We start from the raw sequence: 18100 nt of genomic DNA, 5'->3' as shown, positions 1-18100 counted from the left end.
TCGCTTTGTGGTATGGATCTGGAGACTTAACCCATGTTTGCTAATCTATTAGATCGTTTGGGGAATTGGAATCCCCAACTGTTTCGCGAATTAAAAGGACGACTGAATCGGCGCCATGTCTACAGCACGATCGTCATTTCTGCAATCCTCCAATTTCTGATTGTTGCCGCGAATAGCGACTACGTGTGTGTCAGCCGTTTCGATGTCGGCGCCTCCGGCTGTCGCGAGGGATATTGGAGCATCGAATGGACGACGATCGTGCAGGCGATCGCCTGGATCTTTCCGATCGCCTTAATCAGTATTGGCGTTTATCAATTAGTGGCCGATTTCACGAAAGAAGAAAGCCGGGGAACGCTCAATTTTATTCGCCTGTCGCCGCGCTCTTCCCAAACCATTTTAAATGGCAAACTTTTGGGCGTTCCCAGTCTGATGTATTTCGGAACGTTGTTGGTATTTCCCCTATTTGTGGTGGCGGCGATCGGGGGCGGAGTTCCATTAACTTGGGTATTGGGCTTTACGACGTTAATGGGGGCGGGATGTTATTTAATCTACACCAGTGCTTTGCTCAATACGTTGTTAGCCCAAACGGCTTATTTGGCGATCGCGTCGAGTTTTTTGGGGTTGTGGCTCGGCTCGTTTTATATTAACGCGATTTTGTCGTTTTTTGATTTTCGTAAACTGATTTACCGCCAACTGGACTGGCAGTGGTTTAGCTTCGACCTCGGCCATCAGCCTTTACTCGCTTTTCTCTGGGCGATCGTGACCGTCGGCGTCGCCAATTATTGGGTGTGGCAGGCACTCAATCGCCGTTTTCGTAATCCCCACGCCACTTTATTAAATAAACAGCAAAGCTATGGTTTGGTCGGGAGTTTTCAAGTCTGGTTGTTGGGCTTGACTTGGCCTGCTCTCGCAGAAATGGGGGCGAATTGGACGCCAGATGTATTGAGTTTGATGGCAGTCGTTTCGACGATTAATTTAGTGCTGTTTTTAGCCGTAATTGCCGGGATTTCTCCGGGTCGTCAAGCTCTATTCGATTGGGCGCGCTACGTCAAAGACACGGGCGGTTCGTTGGATGGGGGCGATCGCCCGGTGTCGAAATGGCACGAGTTAGTCTGGGGCGAAAAAAGTCCGGCGCTGGTGGCGATCGCCCTCAATTTAGCTATATTTGCAGCGATTTGGACCGTAGCGGTTTCGATGTCCGGAGTGGAAGTCACCGCCAAATTACAGGCGATCGCCGGATTGGGAACCAGCGTCGTTCTCATCTGGATTTACGCCGCGATCGCCCAAATTGCCTTACTGATTAAAAGTTCTAAAGCAGGTCACTGGGCTCTAGGAACGGTCGCCACCGCGATCTTGTTACCGCCGACCTTATTGGGATTGCTGTTCGGTTCGGTCTCCACTCAACCCCACACCTTATGGATGACTTCCGTATTCGGCAGTTATTGGCTGATTTTACAAGAAGCCTCGATCGCGAGCATCGTCTCCGGATTCGTCGCCCAACTGGCGATCGCCTTGAGCTTGCACTTCACCCTCTCCCGTCAACTCAATCGCGCCGGAGTCTCCGAATCCAAACCCCTGTTGACGGGGAAATAAGCGCCACCCCGTGAGACGCGATCGCCTCAACCCAGAGGAAACCCGCTCATGTACGATACCCTACTCGATCGCCTCGGCGACCTCAATCCCCAACTCCTGCGCGAACTGAAAGGACGCCTGCAACGGCGCCATCTCATTGCAGTCGGCGCCCTTTCCGGTTTCGTGCAGCTCGTCCTCTCCAGCTCCTTAGATTGGCTCGACCTCTTCCAAACCCTGTGTTGGATCGAAGCTCTATCTTTATTCATTTTGGGGTCTTACCTGCTCAATAAAGATATGGCGGTCGAAGAAGAGCGCGGGACCTTAACTTTTCTTCGCATGAGCCCTCAATCGAGCCGTTGTTTTTATTGGGGAAAACTCCTCGGCGTGCCGATTTTACTCTACTGGGCGATCGCCCTGGCGATTCCCTTGCAAGCCGTTTCGGTGCTGGTGGCGGGCATTCCTCTGACTTGGTGGTTGAGTATTGACCTCCTGTTGGCTCTAGGATGCGGCTTTTTCTATACTCTGGCACTTTTAATGCCTTTAAACGCCAAAAATCCGACGAATGCAATTGGCACCGTCGCCCTTTCAGCATTTTTAGGCGTTTTTTACGCAGTCCTTATTATGACTGCGTTTGATTGGTTAGAGCTGCGCTATTTCGGTGGCTCCCTGGAATGGTTCGGATTACCCGTCGGAAATAACCCTTATTTGGCTTTGTTGGCGACAAGCCTTCATTTAGGATTACTCAATCGCGGTGTGGGCTGGGTCTTCGATCGCCGCTTTCGCAATAGCGCCCGGCAATTCCACTGGACTCAACGTCGCGCCTGCTGGGTACAAGCCGCCTTTCAAATTTGGCTTCTCGGGTTGGGGTGGTCCGACCTCAAAGCGTCAACCCTGTCACCATCCGAGTTCGCCGATACGTTGATGGGACTCGGTTTTATCACCTGTTGCGCGATTTTATTTTTCTCGAACGTCTCTATCGGACACCCTGCCAACTCAGTCAAAGCGCGACTGGAGTCCCCCTGGTGGCGGTCCCCCTGGTGGCGGTCCCCCTGGTGGCGGTCGGTATGGATTCAACTGGGGATTGCGGGGATCGTCTGGTTGCCGTGGTTAGTTCTCTATCCACTTGCTCCCCCGCTTAAACTTCAAGCCCTCGCGAGAATTTTTGTTTACGTTAATGTCTTGTTGACAGTCCTGGTGTGCTATTGGCTTAGTGTTTTCCTCTCTAAAGCCCCGTTACGAGGACTCGGGGCGATCGCGATCGTCGCTTTGCTGCTCTCAATCCCGACCCTGTTTTTCTCCTCGGTTTTCCAGTTGTCTTTATGGAATATGGCGACATGGGATCTGCCGACTTTTAACGGCGCGATCGCCGTCTTCGTCGGTCAACTGCTGCAATTTAGCCTCACCCTTGTCGCCTGTTGCCAACTGCCAAAGTTTGTCCAATTCAATGCGATCGCTCCGTCCTCCTTGAATCGCAAACAAGGTGACTGAGCGCGATCGTCGTTTCCGTTCAACCTCAAACGATTGACCCTTATGAATACCTCTGTCATCGATCGCCTCGGCGACCTCAATCCCCAACTCCTGCGCGAACTGAAAGGACGCCTACAACGGCGCAATCTGATTGCAGTCGGCGCCCTTTCCGGTTTCGTGCAGCTCGTCCTCTATCGATTTACCGATTGGCTGAGCCCGATCCAAAGTCTCTATTGGCTCGAAGCGATCGCCCTGTTTATCTTAGGGTCTTACCTGATCCATCAAGATATCGCTAAAGAAGAAAGTCGCGGCACCCTGTACTTCCTACGCTTGAGTCCCCAATCGAGCCGTTGTTTTTATTGGGGCAAACTCCTCGGCGTGCCGATTCTACTCTATTGGGCGATCGCCCTGGCCGTGCCCTTGCAACTACTCGCCCAGGTCAAAGCCGGGATACCGCTTATCTGGTTGCCCAGTATCGCCTGGCTCTTCGCCCTCGGATGCGGCTTTTTTTATAGCATGGCGCTGTTAATGCCGTTAAATGCCAAAACTCCGACGAATCCCCTAACCACCCTTACTCTGTCCGTATTTGTCGGTATTTTATACGCCTTCTTCATTTTTAGGGCGTTTGATTGGCCGGAGTTAAGCTATGGGGGCTATCCACAAACTTGGTTTAACTTACCCGTCGGTAGCAATCCTTATTTAGGGATGCTGACCGTCACCCTTCATGTCGGGTTATTGGCTCGCGGCTTCGGATGGGTGTTCGATCGCCGCTTTCGCAATAGCAGACCGCAACTGCACTTGAGTCAAGGCAAAGTTATCGCCGTTCAAACCATCTTTCAACTGTGGTTTCTGGGTTGGAAATGGCACGCTCTCAACGGGATCGATGCATCTCAAACCGAGTTCGCCGATAGTATCGCGCAAGTCGGTTTTATTGCGGCTTGCCTGGTTGTTTGTTTAGCCACCGTGTCCGTAAGTTCCTGGTCTTCGTCAAGGTTGTCTTGGTGGCAATTGGTTCGGAAACAATCAGCGATTGTGGCGATCGTCTGGTTGCCGTGGTTTGCGCTCTACCCGATCGCCGCGATCCTCAAACTCCAATCTTTATTGGCTCTTCTCTCCAACATCAATCTTGTCTTATCCGCTCTGGTGTTTTATTGGATAACCGCATGTTTTTCTAAACAGTTTTTAAAAGCATTGACCGTGTGTGCGACGACGATCGCACTCCTTTCAATCCCCACCTTACTGTTTCAGGGGTGGTTACAGTTGCCCTTATGGGAAACAAGCACGGCTCAGATGCTTAGTTTCAGCACCACGATCGCCGTTGCGATCGGTCAACTCTTGCAAACGAGCCTCACTGTAGCAGTTATCTTCAAGTTAACCCAGTGGGTCAACCCCCGGGCGATCGCTCCGTCCTCCTTGAATCCCAAACAAGGTGACTGAGCGCGATCGTCATTTCCGTTCAACCTCAAACGATTTACCCTTATGAATACCTCTGTCATCGATCGCCTCGGCGAATGGAATCCCCAACTGTTTCGGGAACTTAAAGGACGCCTAAAAGCGCGCAATGTCTCCCTCGTGGCGATCGTCGTCCTCGGTTTCGAGTTCCTGACCTGGTTATTTTTCAGCGCTCAATTACCCACTCCCGATACCGAATACAGTCGCTACTGTATCGGCGAGGGAGAATTCTGTACCGTCGATTGGCTTAAATGGTGGTTCGATCTCGAACAAAGCCTCTATTGGGCCGTCGGTCTGGCCCTCGTCGTCGGTATCGCCTACGTGACCATCTCCGACTTAGCCCGAGAAGAACGACGCGGGACGTTGAATTTCTTGCGTCTGAGTCCCCAATCGAGTCTGAGCATTTTAAGCGGCAAACTCCTCGGCGTTCCGATTTTAATTTATCTCGGCGCTTTACTCGCGCTTCCCTTTCACTTTCACGCCGCCAGTTCTGCCGGAATGGGAATCGGCGCCATCCTCAGTTTTTACCTACTGTTAGCAGGGGTTGCTTTGTTGACCTTCACCGTGTCCGCCGTCTTCGCGTTAATGGGAGGCAGTCAAGGGTGGATTGGTTCCGGCTTGTCTTTCGGCTTCATGTGGATTCTCTTGCACTGCGATCGCGATTTAATGACTCCCGGCTATGCCTATATCGATGACTTCTACAACTTATTGATTTCCGAGAATCTCTTCCTATTTCGAGGCTTCATCTTAGCCAATTGCGCCCTGTGGAGTTTTTGGGGATGGCAAGCTTTACACCGACGTTTCCACAATCCCAGCGCCACAATTTTTAGCAAGAAACAGAGTTATTTGTTAACGGTCTGTTTTGAACTGCTGTTGTTAGGTTTCTCCGTTCAGTTACTGAGTCCGGAATGGAAATATCATTATCACCTTCCCGAGCATTTCTATTTAATTGGCTTTTTGAATATGGTGTGGTGCTTGGCCTCGATCGCCGCCCTCTCTCCTCACCGTCAAACCCTCCAAGATTGGGCGCGCTACCGCTACGAAAACAAGGGAGTTTATCGCGAAAAACGCCAGTCTAACTTTAAATTTTGCCGTTCTTCTTTCGATGAATTAATCTACGGAGAAAAAAGTCCGGCTCCGATCGCGATCGCCCTCAATTTAGCTATTGCCAGTCTGATATTTCTCCCGTGGCTGATGTCATGGCCGGAAACGGTAGCAGAAGAAAAAATGATTGCACTTTGGTCGAGTTTGTTCGGGATCGGCTTTCTCGTTATCTGCGCGATCGTCGCCCAACTACTATTGCTCATGAAACACCAAAAACGCGCTTTTTGGGCCATGGGAACTGTCGGCGCCCTGCTCGTGTTACCCGTGGTCGTTTTAGGAATTCTCGACACCGCGAACATTAGCTATCCCCTAGGCTTTCTATTCTCGATCCTACCCTTTATCGGTGTAGAAAAAGCCAGTCAAATGACCTTATTTTTTGGTTTTTTAGGACATTTGAGCATCATCGCCGGATTGACCTGGAAGTTCCGCAAACAATTGCGTCTTGCAGGCGAATCGAATACGAAAACATTGCTCACCCCCCGTTAAATCCGTCACGCAAGTGTGCTAAAAAAGCGATCGCTTCCAGGTAGAAAATTCCTGGATTGGCGATCGCTTTTATATCCCTCTTCTGTCATGGTCGGAGATAGCGATCGCCGTATCGCTTATCAGGAGAAACCTAGACGGCGCTGACCCGATTTTTGAGTTTCTATTAGGAAAATTCGTCGCGACCGCCGACCCTGTAAGCGTTCTAGAATTAAGTCAAGACAAGGGTTTTCCTAGAGTGACCGCAGAGGGATATATCCGGATCGGAACGACGACAAGGCCAATCTCCGAGAAGTCGCCAGCTAGGAGGGGTCTCGACGGTTGACAATGGGTTGAGGGAAATCATTTCGGAATGAAGGGCGATCTCGAAGGGACGGAACAGGGAAAGGTGAATGCCACAACGATTATGGCAGCTGCTGAGAAGATTGGGTTTTGCCACTTCCTGAGTCTTGTGGGGAAAGGTGCCGCGTAGGGAGAGGCGATCTCCGCGTTTCCGGATACTGATTCGAACACGAACTGATTTGAGTTCGGTGTTAATCTCTTTGAGAGACTCCTCTAGCCTTTTCATCCTGCCCTAGATTTGACCTAAATTCGATCTAAATTCCAGCGTCACTTAGAGTCATTAAACGTCGAAACCCGCATTCTGTCGAGTGACGTTAAATGACGGGTTCCTTGGAGGATGAAGGGCTGAAAGCCTTATGGAGTGGATGGCTCAGGCGGGATTTGAACCTGCGACCTTGGGCTTATGAGTCCCCTGCTCTAACCACTGAGCTACTGAGCCGTGCGATTGGCGCTTTTTCGCGCGCATTTCTTATCTTAGCAGATTTACTAGAGATGTCTAGTCCTCAAGGAAATTTTTTTCGAGCTAGAGAATTAAAAACCTTGGAAACCCAATGTCTGTAAGCTTTTGAGGAGTTTCGAGGAAAAATTTAGCCGATCGCCTTGAACCGTTTCGAGGGAGGGTCTGTCTAAATCTACAGAAAATCACAAAAGCGCCAGGGAAAAGCCATAGGGGTTAACCGTGCCGACCGATGCGACCGAAGAAGCCGAAACCGATGCCGAGTTAGTGACTCGATGTCAGGGAGGCGATCGCGCTAGCTTTCGCCAACTGTATCGACGCTATCACGGAAAAGTGCGCTCGACCCTTTACCAATTATGCGGGTTGAGCAATATCGATGACTTAGTGCAAGAGGTTTTTCTCAGAGCTTGGAAAGGCTTACCCAAACTCAAACAACCCGCGCATTTCGGGACGTGGCTGTATCGCATCAGTTGGAACGTGGCGAGCGATCGCCGTCAGGCTTACGCCAAACAACACCAAAAACAGGAACGTCTCATCGGTACTTTACCCGATCGCGACCGCGCGGGTTCCCCAGAAACCGACTTGATGACCTTACACTACCAAGATTTAGTCAAACGCGGACTCTCCCATCTCAGTTTCGACCACCGCAGCGTCCTCGTACTCCACGACTTGGAAGATGTACCCCAAAAGGCGATCGCCGAAATCTTACAAATTCCCGTCGGTACGGTCAAATCCCGTTTGTTTCACGCGCGCAGTGCCATGCGGAAATTTCTCGAAGGGGAAGGAGTGCAGTTATGAATCAACCCAACGATCCCGATCGCCGTCTCGTCCAATTTCTGCGGGAATATGCCCCGGACGTGCCACCTCCTTCTCCGGAATTAGAAGATCGCACGATCGACGCCCTCGACGATCGCCCCCGACCGATCCCCGTGAATCGCGCGAAATTACGCCCCTTGTGGCTCGTTCCCGTGGGGATTGCTGCGGGACTGGTCGTGGCGTGGAACGGTACGCGATCGCCAGTCCCTTCCCAACCGAGTACCGAAGAACTCGCCCAACTCGAAACCTATATGGAAACAACCTGGGACGGGGTACTCGGCGAAACTTCCCTCACCGAAAGTTCCGATTGGTTCTTCCCAGAAGAGAGCGAATAAGCCGCGCCTCAAAACACACCACCGTTTAACCATCAATTGACTCATACATTAGAGGATGACACCATGAAAGGCAGAATGCATCGTCGTCAACTGTGTGCCTTAACCGCTTTAAGCGTTCTACTCGGTACGACGGCAGCTTACGCCGCGCCCCCAGAATTCGGCAATCCTGAAATCGTCGCCCAGCGTCCCGGCGGTCCCGGTCGCGGTCGCGGACAAGGGGGACAGCGTTGGATCGAACAGCTCGATCTCAGTCAAGACCAACAGCAACGGATTCAACAAATCCGCGATCGCTACCGCAGCGAAGCCGAAAGCACCTACACGCAAATGATGCAATTGCGTCAAGAAATGCAAGACCTGATGGTGGGTAATGGATCCGACAGTCAATTACGATCCAAACACGACGAAATGATGAAACTTCACCAACGGATGGGTGAATTGCGTTTCGACCAAATGCTGGAGATTCGCGCAGTATTGAGTGCCGAACAACGACAACAATGGGCGCAACAGATGCAACAACGGCATCAAAACCGGGGCAACCGCCAGGGAAACCGTCCCGGAAATGGCCGGGGAATGGGACCCGGAGGCGGTATGGATGACGATTTCTTCGGTGAATAGGGACTGAGATCGGCCCGTTTAGGGCGATCGCCGCGACTTGCTCCTCTATCTTTAACCCTCTATCCGAGTTCTCAATAGCAACATTTGAAGATAGATTGAAAGGAGTATTTAGCAACTATCAACCTTGATTCGCTCTAGTTACGGGCTGCTGCTGCCCTACCTCAAACCCCAATGGAAAACGATCGCCCAGGCGCTGGCTTGCACCCTGGGCTTTACCGCATTTTGGCCGATTTTAGCCCGTTTGGCGGGGGACATGGCCGCTTCCATCGGTGCGGGAGATGTGGCGACGATCTCCCAACTCGCCGGATCGGCGGCAGTAGTATTTCTCGTGCGCGGTGCGGTGCAGTACGGTCAAGACGCACTGATGGCTAAAGCGGCGTTGGCGATCGCCCTCGACCTGCGCCAACGCGTTTACGCGCACTTACTGCACTTGAGTTTGGGCTACTTCAGCCATACCCAAACCGGAGACCTCTCCTATCGCCTCACCGAAGATATCGATCGCATCGGCGAAGTCATTAACAAAATCTTCCACCAATTTGTCCCGTGCATCCTGCAACTGATCGTCGTTTTCAGTTACATGATCTATCTCAACTGGCAACTGACCCTCGCCAGTTCGATTGTCGCCCCCTTGATGGCCCTGTCGATCGCCTGGTTTGGGGAAAAATTGCGGGTCTTTTCCCATAACAGCCAGTCTCGTATTGCCGACCTGTCGGCGATCGTCACCGAAGTTTTCGGTGGAATTCGCCTCGTACAAGGGTTTTGCGCCGAAGACTACACCCTCGATCGCTTTCGTCAAGCGGCAGAACGCAACCGTCAAGCTCGATTCAGCGCCGAACAGCTCAAAGCGATTCAATTTCCCGTGGTCGGCTTTCTCGAAGCGTTGAGTGTTTTACTCTTATTTCTGCTCGGCGGCTGGCAAATTGCTCAAAATAACCTCACGGGCAGTGAATTTGTCAGTTACGTGGCGGCGGTGGCGCTGTCGATCGACCCGATCGCCATTACCACGAGTAATTATAACGACTTCAAACAAGGGGAAGCCTCCGTCGAACGGGTGTTCGAGTTGCTCTCCCGACAACCGGAAGTCACCGATAAACCCGGGGCGATCGCCCTTCCTCCGGTGAAAGGTCAGATCGACTATCGCGACGTTACCTTTTCCTACCACGGCAAAGGTCGCTACCCCCGTCCAGTTTTGCAAGATATCAATTTAACCGTGAGTCCCGGAGAGGCGATCGCCCTGGTCGGGCCCTCCGGCGCCGGAAAAAGTACCTTAGTGAACCTGCTACCGCGTTTTTACGACGTGCAAAGCGGACAAGTGGCGATCGATGGCATCGACGTCAAAAGCGTTACCCTCGCCAGTTTGCGCCGTCAGATCGCGATCGTCCCTCAAGAGACGAAACTGTTTACCGGGACGATCGCCGAAAATATTGCCTTCGGACAACTCGACTACGACCTCGATCGCGTCGAAGCGGCGGCCAAAATTGCCAATGCCCACGAGTTTATCACCGAAATGAGTGAGGGGTATCGCAGTTGGGTCGGCGAAGGGGGGGTTAATTTATCCGGAGGACAGCGACAACGGATCGCGATCGCCCGGGCGGTCCTGCTCGATCCGACGATTTTAATTCTCGACGAAGCCACTTCCGCCCTCGATTCGGAATCGGAAGGGGCGATTCAGGAAGCGTTGGATTGGTTGATGCAAGGGCGGACGGTGTTGATTATCGCCCATCGGTTGACGACAGTTCGGCGATGCGATCGCATTGTCGTTCTCGAAAACGGACAAATTCTCGAATCGGGAACTCACGGTGAATTATTGGCTCAAGAGGGACGTTACGCCCAATTTCACGCGCAGCAGTTTTATTGAGGGACTCGTGGTTCCGATGGTCGATTGCCCCCATGTGCAATTCTCAGTCCGCTCTCAGCATTGTTCACTACCCTAGGAAGTGATGCCTCGATCTCTGCCATGACTCTGATTCGCCGATGGATTGCACGGCCCGTGCATTGGTTACCGAAATTCGATCCCCATTCCCTGCAAATCCGCTTGACGGTGGGAATGGCGCTCGTTTCCGCGTTGGGGATCGGCACCCTGGCGATCGCCACGAGTTGGCAAATGCAGCGTCAGTTAGTGGCGACACACAAACAGACGATTAAGTATATTTTCGATCGCTTCGATCGCGATGTCATGCACTACAGCGAGCGCAATCCGGCTGAAATGGGCTTGCAGCCCGCGATCGACAGTCTCAGCGCCGATCGCGTGCTGCTGTGGGTGAAGCGACCGGACGGGGCGATCGCCGCCCAATCGATGCCCTTAAGCGGGCGCGACGACGACACCAGCAAAGGTTTGTTAGGGTTACCCGCCAAACAAATGATGCCGCAAGTGAGCGAGATCGGCGGTCGGTTTTGGGTGTGGTGTAGCGGCCCGTTGACGGTGAAGGGAACCTATTTGGGACAGTTATATATTGCTGCGGATATTACCGACGATCGGGGAATCTTGGAGGGGTTGATTCGCACTTTAGCCTTGGCGAGTGGGGCGGCGATCGCGGCGATGACCGTGGCGATCGCGCTCTACGTGAGGCGATCGCTGCGTCCGGTTCTCGAAATCGGGCAACTCGCCGACCGCATCTCCGTTCGCGAACTGGATACGGCTCGGATCCAACTGCAAAACGCGCCGTCGGAGGTGCGCCAACTGGCGCAAACCTGCAACACGATGCTCGATCGCCTCGCCCAGTCCTGGGAACAACAACGGCAATTTGTCAGTAATGTTTCTCACGAACTGCGAACGCCGTTAACCCTGGTGTCCGGATATCTACAAAGTACCTTGAGACGGGCGACGAACTTGAGCGAACCCCAACGCGAAGCCCTCGAAATTGCCGCCAGCGAAGCGGAAAGAACGATTCAATTATTGCAAGATCTGCTCGATCTGGCGCGGGCCGATCGCGGTTACCTGCACTTTCAACTCGAACCGCTTTTAATCGGCGATTTGGTCGCCGAAGTGGTGGAAATGGCGAAACAATATAGCCATCGGGAGATCGCGATCGTCTGTGGGGAGGACTTGCTCGAAGCGAGTGCCGATCGCAACCGACTCAAACAGGTGTTACTCAATTTAATCGATAATGCGGTGAAATATTCGCCGTCGGATACGGAAATTAAAGTCGGGGTGCGATCGTTCGGCGATCGGGCGATCGTCGAAATCTGCGATCGCGGTGTCGGGATTCCCCTGGCCCAACAAGGCCGAATTTTCGAGCCCTTCTACCGGGTGGACGAAGCGCGTTCGCGAAGCGTCTCCCCAGGAGAATCGCACGCCACAGGCGGTACCGGATTGGGTTTGTCGATCGTCAAAACCTTAGTCGAAGGGATGGGAGGGACGGTCACCGTCCGCTCGAAACCTGGCGAAGGGAGTACATTTGGGGTGATTTTACCACTTTGACCGTAGGGGGAAGCGGGACAATTACACTTTTTGTCTTTTTGCCAAAATCATTTACCGAAAACGAGATTTAGGGTCCGATCCCCTATTTGAGTTGCTAAACTAATGTCAGTCAACTGATAATTGTCAGTGGATAAGATCGATGCTGCGATCGCCACGATTTTGCCAACATTCCCTCGACTGATGTCAAACTCAAATCATGGCATCGATCGGGTTTGAACGAGGGGCGATCTGCTTCACTCACGAATCCATTCCCTATGCTTGGAACCATACTCGGCGGTCGTTACCAACTGATTAAATCTCTGGGTTCGGGAGGGTTCGGAACCACATTTCTGGCAGAAGATTCCCACCTTCCGGGACAACAGTATTGTGTAGTCAAACAACTCAAACCCGTCTCTACCGATCCGGCGACGTTACAAATTGCCCGTCGCTTGTTCGATACGGAAGCGAAAGTCCTTTACCAATTAGGACATCACGATCGCATTCCCCGGTTATTTGCTTATTTTGAAGAAAACCAAGAATTTTATTTAGTTCAAGAGTTTATCGAGGGTCAAAATCTCGCCGAAGAGTTAGTTTTAGGTAAGTCATTAGAGGAAGGAGAGGCGATCGCCTTAGTTCGAGAAATTTTGGAGGTTTTGGCGTTCGTCCACCAACAGCATATCATTCATCGCGATGTCAACCCGCGCAATATTATTCGGCGTCGAGGGGACGGGAGGTTAGTTTTAATTGATTTTGGCGCCGTCAAACAGATCGCGACCCAAGTGGTCAATCCTCAAGGACAGACCGAGGTAACGGTCAGTATCGGGACGCCGGGTTACCTTCCTGCGGAACAAGCGACGGGACATCCAAAACCGAGTAGCGATGTTTATGCGGTGGGAATTTTGGCGATTCAAGGGTTAACGGGTTTGGCGCCGAATCAGTTGGGAAAAGATCCGCAAACTGACGAAATGATTTGGCGGGATAAGGTCGAAGTCAGCGAGGAGTTGGCGCGGATTCTCGATAAAATGGTGCGCTACGATTTTCGAGAACGATATGCTTCGGCGGTGGAAGCGTTGGCGGCGGTGGAAAGTTTGGAAATGCCCAATTCGCCGACCCTTCCGGTGTTAGCAACGGTTCCTCAAAGTTCGGCGATCGCCCGTTCTCTCCAACCGGGGGCGATCGCGGTCATTTGTGCGACAATTTTAGGATTGGGATCGTGGGGCGGATGGTCGATTTATCGGTCGATTAATGCGTCGAATGCGGCGCAGTTGTACGGTCGCGGACAAACTTTATTTAAGTTAAATCGTTATGAAGAAGCTTTACAGACTTACACGAGGGCATTGCAAATTCAGCCGGACGACCTGCAAGTTTTAAAAGCGCAAGCGGAAACCTTCGATCGACTCGAACAGTTCGACCGCGCCTTGGAAATTTACGATCGCATCATCCAGTTAAATGCTCTCGATTTAGAGGCGTGGATCGGACGGGGGGTGATGTTAGAAAAACTGGAACGCTTTCCAGAGGCGATTTCGGCGTTCGATCGCGCTTTGAAGATCGAACCGACGGCGGCGCGCGCCTGGAATGGGAAAGGGAATGTACTGTTACATTTACAACGTTATGAAGAGGCGATCGCCGCTTACGATAAGGCGATCGAGTTTAAAAAGGATTCTTATGAAAGTTGGTACAGTCGCGGTTGGGCGTTGCATCAATTAGAAAACTATGAAGAGGCGTTTAAGGCTTACGATCGCGCGGTAGAGATTAAATTTGATGCGGCGTCGGCATGGTACAATCGCGGCAATGTTTTGTTGAAAATGGGCAAGGAAAAAGAGGCAGTAGACTCTTATGAGAAAGCCGTTCGTTTTGCCCCAAATTATTATCAAGCCTGGTACAGTCAGGGCAGTGCGTTGACGCGATCGCGCCGTTACGAAGAGGCGCTGGAGGCTTACCGCGAGGCGGTGGAGTTGCGACCCCATTCTACAGAAGCATGGTACGGTTTGGGGTGGGCTTTGCACCAGTTGCGCCGTTACGAACGGGCGATCGAAGCTTATAATAAGGTTCTCGATTTGAATCCGCAAGATGCTTTAGGATGGTACAATCGCGGCAATGCGCTTTATCAGTTAAAGCGGTATGGCGATGCGTTGGCTTCTTATAATGAATCGGTTTATGTCAGACCCGATCGCGCCGAATCGTGGTACAGTCGCGGTCAAGTTTTGGCGAGTTTGGAACGCTATGTCGAGGCGATCGAGTCTTATGACAAAGCATTGCGTTACGATCCGGATTACGACGATGCTAAAGATGGGAAGAAAAAGGCTGAAAAGTTGTTAGAACAACAGGAGGAGGAACGCGAAAAACGACGCTTTTAGTTCGATCCAACTAGGATCGAAGGAATGATGTATTACGAGTTCTTAATTGTCTTGATTGTGTTAATTGTCTTACTTTTTGGAACTCACGAAGATACAGGCCATGATCAACAGGGTAAAGCTAATATACCCGGTGACGGCGAACCAATCGAACCAACTGCCGGATAAGGTGGAAAATTGAGAAGTCATGGGATGAGAAGACAGGAGACTATTAAGAAATAATAAACGAGATTTAAGGAATTTGTAAATGTTTTACCTACAGGGACATTTTAGAGTTGAGAGTTTAGATTCAGAGATTGAGAGATTGAGAGAGTCATGTTGCTCTAAAATGATGATGAGCTAAGAAATGGACAAGATGCCCGTTCCACTGTTGCACAATTTTTTAAAATGATAAACTTAATTGCGATCCCTTCTCGGTTTTGCGAACTTCGATGCGCGATTGAAAGGCTTCTTTAAATTGGGGCATGTGAGTGACGGCGAGGATGCAGGCAAATTCGGGAGCGATCGCGTTAATGGCGGCAATGAGGCGATCGCATCCTTGATTATCTTGGGTTCCGAATCCTTCATCGACGATCAACATTTGTAAGGCCGTTCCGGATCGTTGGGCGAGTAAGCGGGCTAATGCCAAACGGATCGAAAAATTAATTCTAAATGCTTCGCCGCCGGAATAGGTTTCGTAGGGGCGGGTGCCTCGGGCGTCGGCAATTAAAATATCTAAGGTGTCGATTAGTTTAGGATTTTTCTTAGCCGATTTTCTACGGCTTTTCCCGACTCGTTGGGTGACGAATTGGACGTGAAGTTGATTGCCACTGAGTCGGGCGAGAATTTGATTGGTTTCTGCTTCTAATTGGGGTAAAACGTTTTCGATAGTGAGGGCTTGGATGCCATTTTTACCGAAGGCGGTGGCGAGTTCTTGATAAACCCGCAGTTGGCGTCTGGTGTCGGCGAGGTCTCGTTGTTTTTGTTCGTAAGTTTCTTGGAGGCGATCGAGGTGTTGTTGCTGTTGTTGGAGGCGTCCTTGGGTGCCGAATTGTTGTTGCAATTGGGCATTCGATCGCTCGATCTGCCTGGAAATGTTGTCGATTTCCTCGGTGGCGTCGGGGGTTTCGGCGAGTTGGCGCTGGAGTTGTTCGATCTGGGCGACGATCGCCTGACGATCGCGCGATCGCCCCTGGAGGCGTTCGGAGAGTTCGCGCGATCGATCGGCCAATTCGGGCTGGCGCTGTCGGGCTTGTTGCAATTCTGCCATGCGCGGTTCCCAGAGGCGGGCTTGTTGCAGGGCTTCGCGTAGGGCTTGGTGTTCGCGGCGATCGTAGGCAATGGCGGAGATCGATCGCTCTAGCTGCTGCAGTTCGCGGTCGAGGTCGGAGTCCTCGCGTTCGCGGGTTAAGGCGGTTTCGAGTTCGGCAATTTGGCGCTGGAGTTCGGGTTGGCGCTGTTGCAGGTTCTCTAACTCCCGGCGCGCTTGTTGTAATTGAGCTTGTTTGATTTCGGCCCAGCGCCAGCGCTTTTCTTCGTTGAAGGCGAGGGCGTGGTCGCGATCGTTGTAATTCAGTTGGGCGATCGCGCGATCGAGTTGCTCCAATTCGAGGGTCAATTCGCCGCCGTAGTCTCCGGAGGCGATCGATCGCTCTAACTGCTGTCGTTCGATTTCGAGTTGTTCGAGTCGGGATCGGCGATCGTCGGCTTGGTCTAATTGAGCTTGTAGGGAACCGCGCCGTTCGCGCAGGCGGTCGTAATCGGCGAGTTGGCGGTCGAGTTGGCGGTATTCGTCCCGTAAAATCTGGATTTCGCGATCGGAGACGGCGAGTTGTTCGCGAATCACCCAGAGGCGATCGATAATTTCTTGCTGTTCTTTGCCGTGTTTGTGGACGACTAAATCCCAGTGGTGTTCGTCCAAGGGGCGATCGCACAAGGGACAGATGGCGTCGGGAACTTGCAGCATCTCGATTTTGCGGTCTAACTCGGCCAGTTGGGTTTCGTAGTCGCGCTGGTGAGCTTGCAAGCGTTCCATAAAATGGCGGCGTTCGAGTCCTTTTTCGCGGACGCGCTGCTGGTAGACTCGTTTTTTCTCTAATTCTTCGATTTGGTAGCCGACTTCGAGGGCGGTTTCTCGTAACACTTGGCTGGTTTGGACTTCCGATTGCAGGCGGTGGATTTGGCCGTTAATTTCTTCCAACCGCGCCGTGAGACGGGCTTGCAGGCGATCGAGCTGGGTTTGTAATTCTTGTCGGCGGGCGATCGCGGGGGTCACCCGTTCTTTGAGTTCGTCGAGGACGGCGAGGCGATCGCGCGCGGCTTGCAGTTGGGCGATCGCGCTTTCGACTTCGGGGAGACGGTCGAGGGATTGGTGCAGTTCGGCTTTTCGTTCTTCGAGGCTGTCGTAATTGGCGCGGGCTGAGGCGAGTTGGGTTTCTAACGAAGATAAATAATCGCGCAGTTCTTGTTGTAGTTGCGATCGGCGGTGTTGGGCGTCTTGGTAGGCGTGGAACTTGGCGGCTTCGCTTTCCTCGCGCTTTTGCAGTCCCTCGAATTCGGCATATCCGGCGCTAATGTCGTCGGCTTGTTGCAATAAGGCGTCGAGTTCGCGCAAGCGTCGTTCGGTGAGGGAGAGGTCGCCTTGGAGGCGATCGCAGTCTCCGGCGAGTTGGTCGTCGCGCTGGCGGCAATTTTTTAACTGATTTTGCCAGTTTTGGCGTTGGAGTTGCCGGGTTTGCAACTCGCTGAGGCGATCGCGATCGCGCTGCTGCGCGGCTTGCACTTCGGCGATGTCGGCTTCTACTTGGGCGAGGCGATCGCCGATCTCGGCCCGATCTTGCAACTGATGGGCGATCGCTTCCAAACTCTGTTCGATCGCCTGTTCGTTGGCTTTCGCTTGGCGCGATCGCTCTTTGGCGCGATCGGAGAGTTCGTCGTAGCGATCGAGGCGTAACAGGCGCGCTAACACTTGTTTGCGTTCGCCAGGACGCTTGAGCATGAACTCGTCGGCCCGTCCCTGACGCAAGTAGGAGGAGTTGACAAAGGTATCGTAATCGAGTTTGACATGTTCGATGATTTTCTCTTGGGTCGCGCGCACTCCACGTTCGGTCAGCGATCGAAAGGCGAGGCGATCGACGAGATCGCTTGCTGCATAATTTTCCGGCATTTCCGATGTGGCCATTTGAAATTCGAGGGCGGCGGATTGGCCCCGTTGGCGCGATCGAATGACGCGATAAATGTGTTGGTTGGTTTGAAAAATAAAATCGACTCGGGCTTCTTTTTCCCCGGCGCGAATGATGTCATCTTCGGTGGCGACGCGGCTATTTCCCCAGATCGACCAGGCGATCGCCTCTAGCAGGGAAGATTTCCCGGCCCCGTTCGATCCGCAAATACAAGCGGTATGCAACCCCTGAAAGTTTAAGGTGGCTTCGCGGTAGCTGAGGAAATTTTTCAGAGTCAGTTGGTGGGGAATCATCGGCCCTAAGTCAGGAGTCAGGAGGGGGAAAAGGCAACAGGCAAGATGGCAAAAGTGGGAAGCAAGGAGAGGGAGAATTTTTTAACTCGATTGGCGTTGATTGCCGAACTTTATACAGGTTAACCGATCTAGCGCGAACTGGGCGATCGCGCGGCTTTCAATTTTGTTGGAATTGGAGCCTGAATTTAACCGAATTGCGGCAGAAGCAAGGGGCGATCTCCTACAATCTGAAATCTGGAAATCGTAGAG

Annotated in this window: 11 protein-coding genes and 1 tRNA gene; 10 read left to right on the top strand and 2 right to left on the bottom strand. The window is 52.2% G+C overall.

Going from position 1 to position 18100, the window contains the following annotated elements:
- The first annotated feature begins 33 nt into the window (after positions 1-33).
- The 4 genes from JJD41_RS02435 to JJD41_RS02420 are packed head-to-tail and all read left to right on the top strand — an operon-like array spanning position 34 to position 6081.
- Complete coding sequence (locus JJD41_RS02435) at positions 34-1593, top strand: hypothetical protein (RefSeq protein ID WP_200664558.1); 1560 nt, start codon at positions 34-36, stop codon at positions 1591-1593.
- 48 nt (positions 1594-1641) lie between these two features.
- Positions 1642-3060, top strand: coding sequence for a hypothetical protein (locus JJD41_RS02430; RefSeq protein ID WP_200664557.1), 1419 nt, complete (start codon positions 1642-1644; stop codon positions 3058-3060).
- A 42-nt stretch (positions 3061-3102) separates the two neighbouring features.
- A complete protein-coding gene (locus JJD41_RS02425) occupies positions 3103-4476 on the top strand; it encodes a hypothetical protein (RefSeq protein WP_200664556.1) in 1374 nt (457 codons plus the stop codon).
- 42 nt (positions 4477-4518) lie between these two features.
- Entirely contained in the window at positions 4519-6081 is a 1563-nt protein-coding gene (locus JJD41_RS02420) for a hypothetical protein (protein ID WP_200664555.1), read from the top strand.
- Positions 6082-6786: 705 nt separating this feature from the next.
- Here the strand turns inward: JJD41_RS02420 and JJD41_RS02415 are convergent.
- Positions 6787-6859 (bottom strand) — tRNA-Met (locus JJD41_RS02415).
- Positions 6860-7099: 240 nt separating this feature from the next.
- Here JJD41_RS02415 and JJD41_RS02410 point away from each other — a divergent pair.
- The 6 genes from JJD41_RS02410 (at position 7100) to JJD41_RS02385 (ending at position 14400) form a co-directional block, all read left to right on the top strand.
- Positions 7100-7675: a sigma-70 family RNA polymerase sigma factor gene (locus JJD41_RS02410; RefSeq protein WP_200664554.1), complete on the top strand. Its 576-nt coding sequence runs from the start codon at positions 7100-7102 to the stop codon at positions 7673-7675.
- Positions 7672-8028: a hypothetical protein gene (locus JJD41_RS02405; protein ID WP_200664553.1), complete on the top strand. Its 357-nt coding sequence runs from the start codon at positions 7672-7674 to the stop codon at positions 8026-8028. Before JJD41_RS02410 ends, JJD41_RS02405 begins: the two co-directional genes overlap by 4 nt.
- 63 nt (positions 8029-8091) lie before the next feature.
- Positions 8092-8643, top strand: a complete 552-nt coding sequence (locus JJD41_RS02400; protein WP_168570251.1) for a Spy/CpxP family protein refolding chaperone — start codon at positions 8092-8094, stop codon at positions 8641-8643.
- Positions 8644-8767: 124 nt separating this feature from the next.
- A complete protein-coding gene (locus JJD41_RS02395; RefSeq protein ID WP_200664552.1) occupies positions 8768-10501 on the top strand; it encodes an ABC transporter ATP-binding protein in 1734 nt (577 codons plus the stop codon).
- 99 nt (positions 10502-10600) lie between these two features.
- On the top strand, positions 10601-12064 hold the full coding sequence (locus tag JJD41_RS02390; RefSeq protein WP_200664551.1) for a sensor histidine kinase: 1464 nt from the start codon (positions 10601-10603) through the stop codon (positions 12062-12064).
- 254 nt (positions 12065-12318) lie between these two features.
- Complete coding sequence (locus JJD41_RS02385) at positions 12319-14400, top strand: serine/threonine-protein kinase (RefSeq protein WP_200664550.1); 2082 nt, start codon at positions 12319-12321, stop codon at positions 14398-14400.
- A 379-nt stretch (positions 14401-14779) separates the two neighbouring features.
- Here JJD41_RS02385 and JJD41_RS02380 read toward each other — a convergent pair whose 3' ends face one another.
- Positions 14780-17851, bottom strand: a complete 3072-nt coding sequence (locus JJD41_RS02380; protein ID WP_200664549.1) for an AAA family ATPase — start codon at positions 17849-17851, stop codon at positions 14780-14782.
- Positions 17852-18100 lie beyond the last annotated feature (249 nt).

Source organism: Oxynema mangrovii CENA135 (assembly GCF_016632315.1).
Lineage (GTDB): Bacteria > Cyanobacteriota > Cyanobacteriia > Cyanobacteriales > Laspinemataceae > Oxynema > Oxynema aestuarii.
This window is presented reverse-complemented; position numbering and strand designations above follow the sequence as displayed.

What these genes read in the sequence shown, in the direction of transcription:
- JJD41_RS02385 (WP_200664550.1), top strand. Translation starts at nt 12,319, where the DNA reads ATGCTTGGAACCATACTCGGCGGTCGTTACCAACTGATTAAATCTCTG.
- JJD41_RS02390 (WP_200664551.1), top strand. Translation starts at nt 10,601, where the DNA reads ATGACTCTGATTCGCCGATGGATTGCACGGCCCGTGCATTGGTTACCG.
- JJD41_RS02405 (WP_200664553.1), top strand. Translation starts at nt 7,672, where the DNA reads ATGAATCAACCCAACGATCCCGATCGCCGTCTCGTCCAATTTCTGCGG.
- JJD41_RS02420 (WP_200664555.1), top strand. Translation starts at nt 4,519, where the DNA reads ATGAATACCTCTGTCATCGATCGCCTCGGCGAATGGAATCCCCAACTG.
- JJD41_RS02400 (WP_168570251.1), top strand. Translation starts at nt 8,092, where the DNA reads ATGAAAGGCAGAATGCATCGTCGTCAACTGTGTGCCTTAACCGCTTTA.
- JJD41_RS02425 (WP_200664556.1), top strand. Translation starts at nt 3,103, where the DNA reads ATGAATACCTCTGTCATCGATCGCCTCGGCGACCTCAATCCCCAACTC.
- JJD41_RS02380 (WP_200664549.1), bottom strand. Translation starts at nt 17,851, where the DNA reads ATGATTCCCCACCAACTGACTCTGAAAAATTTCCTCAGCTACCGCGAA.
- JJD41_RS02435 (WP_200664558.1), top strand. Translation starts at nt 34, where the DNA reads ATGTTTGCTAATCTATTAGATCGTTTGGGGAATTGGAATCCCCAACTG.
- JJD41_RS02430 (WP_200664557.1), top strand. Translation starts at nt 1,642, where the DNA reads ATGTACGATACCCTACTCGATCGCCTCGGCGACCTCAATCCCCAACTC.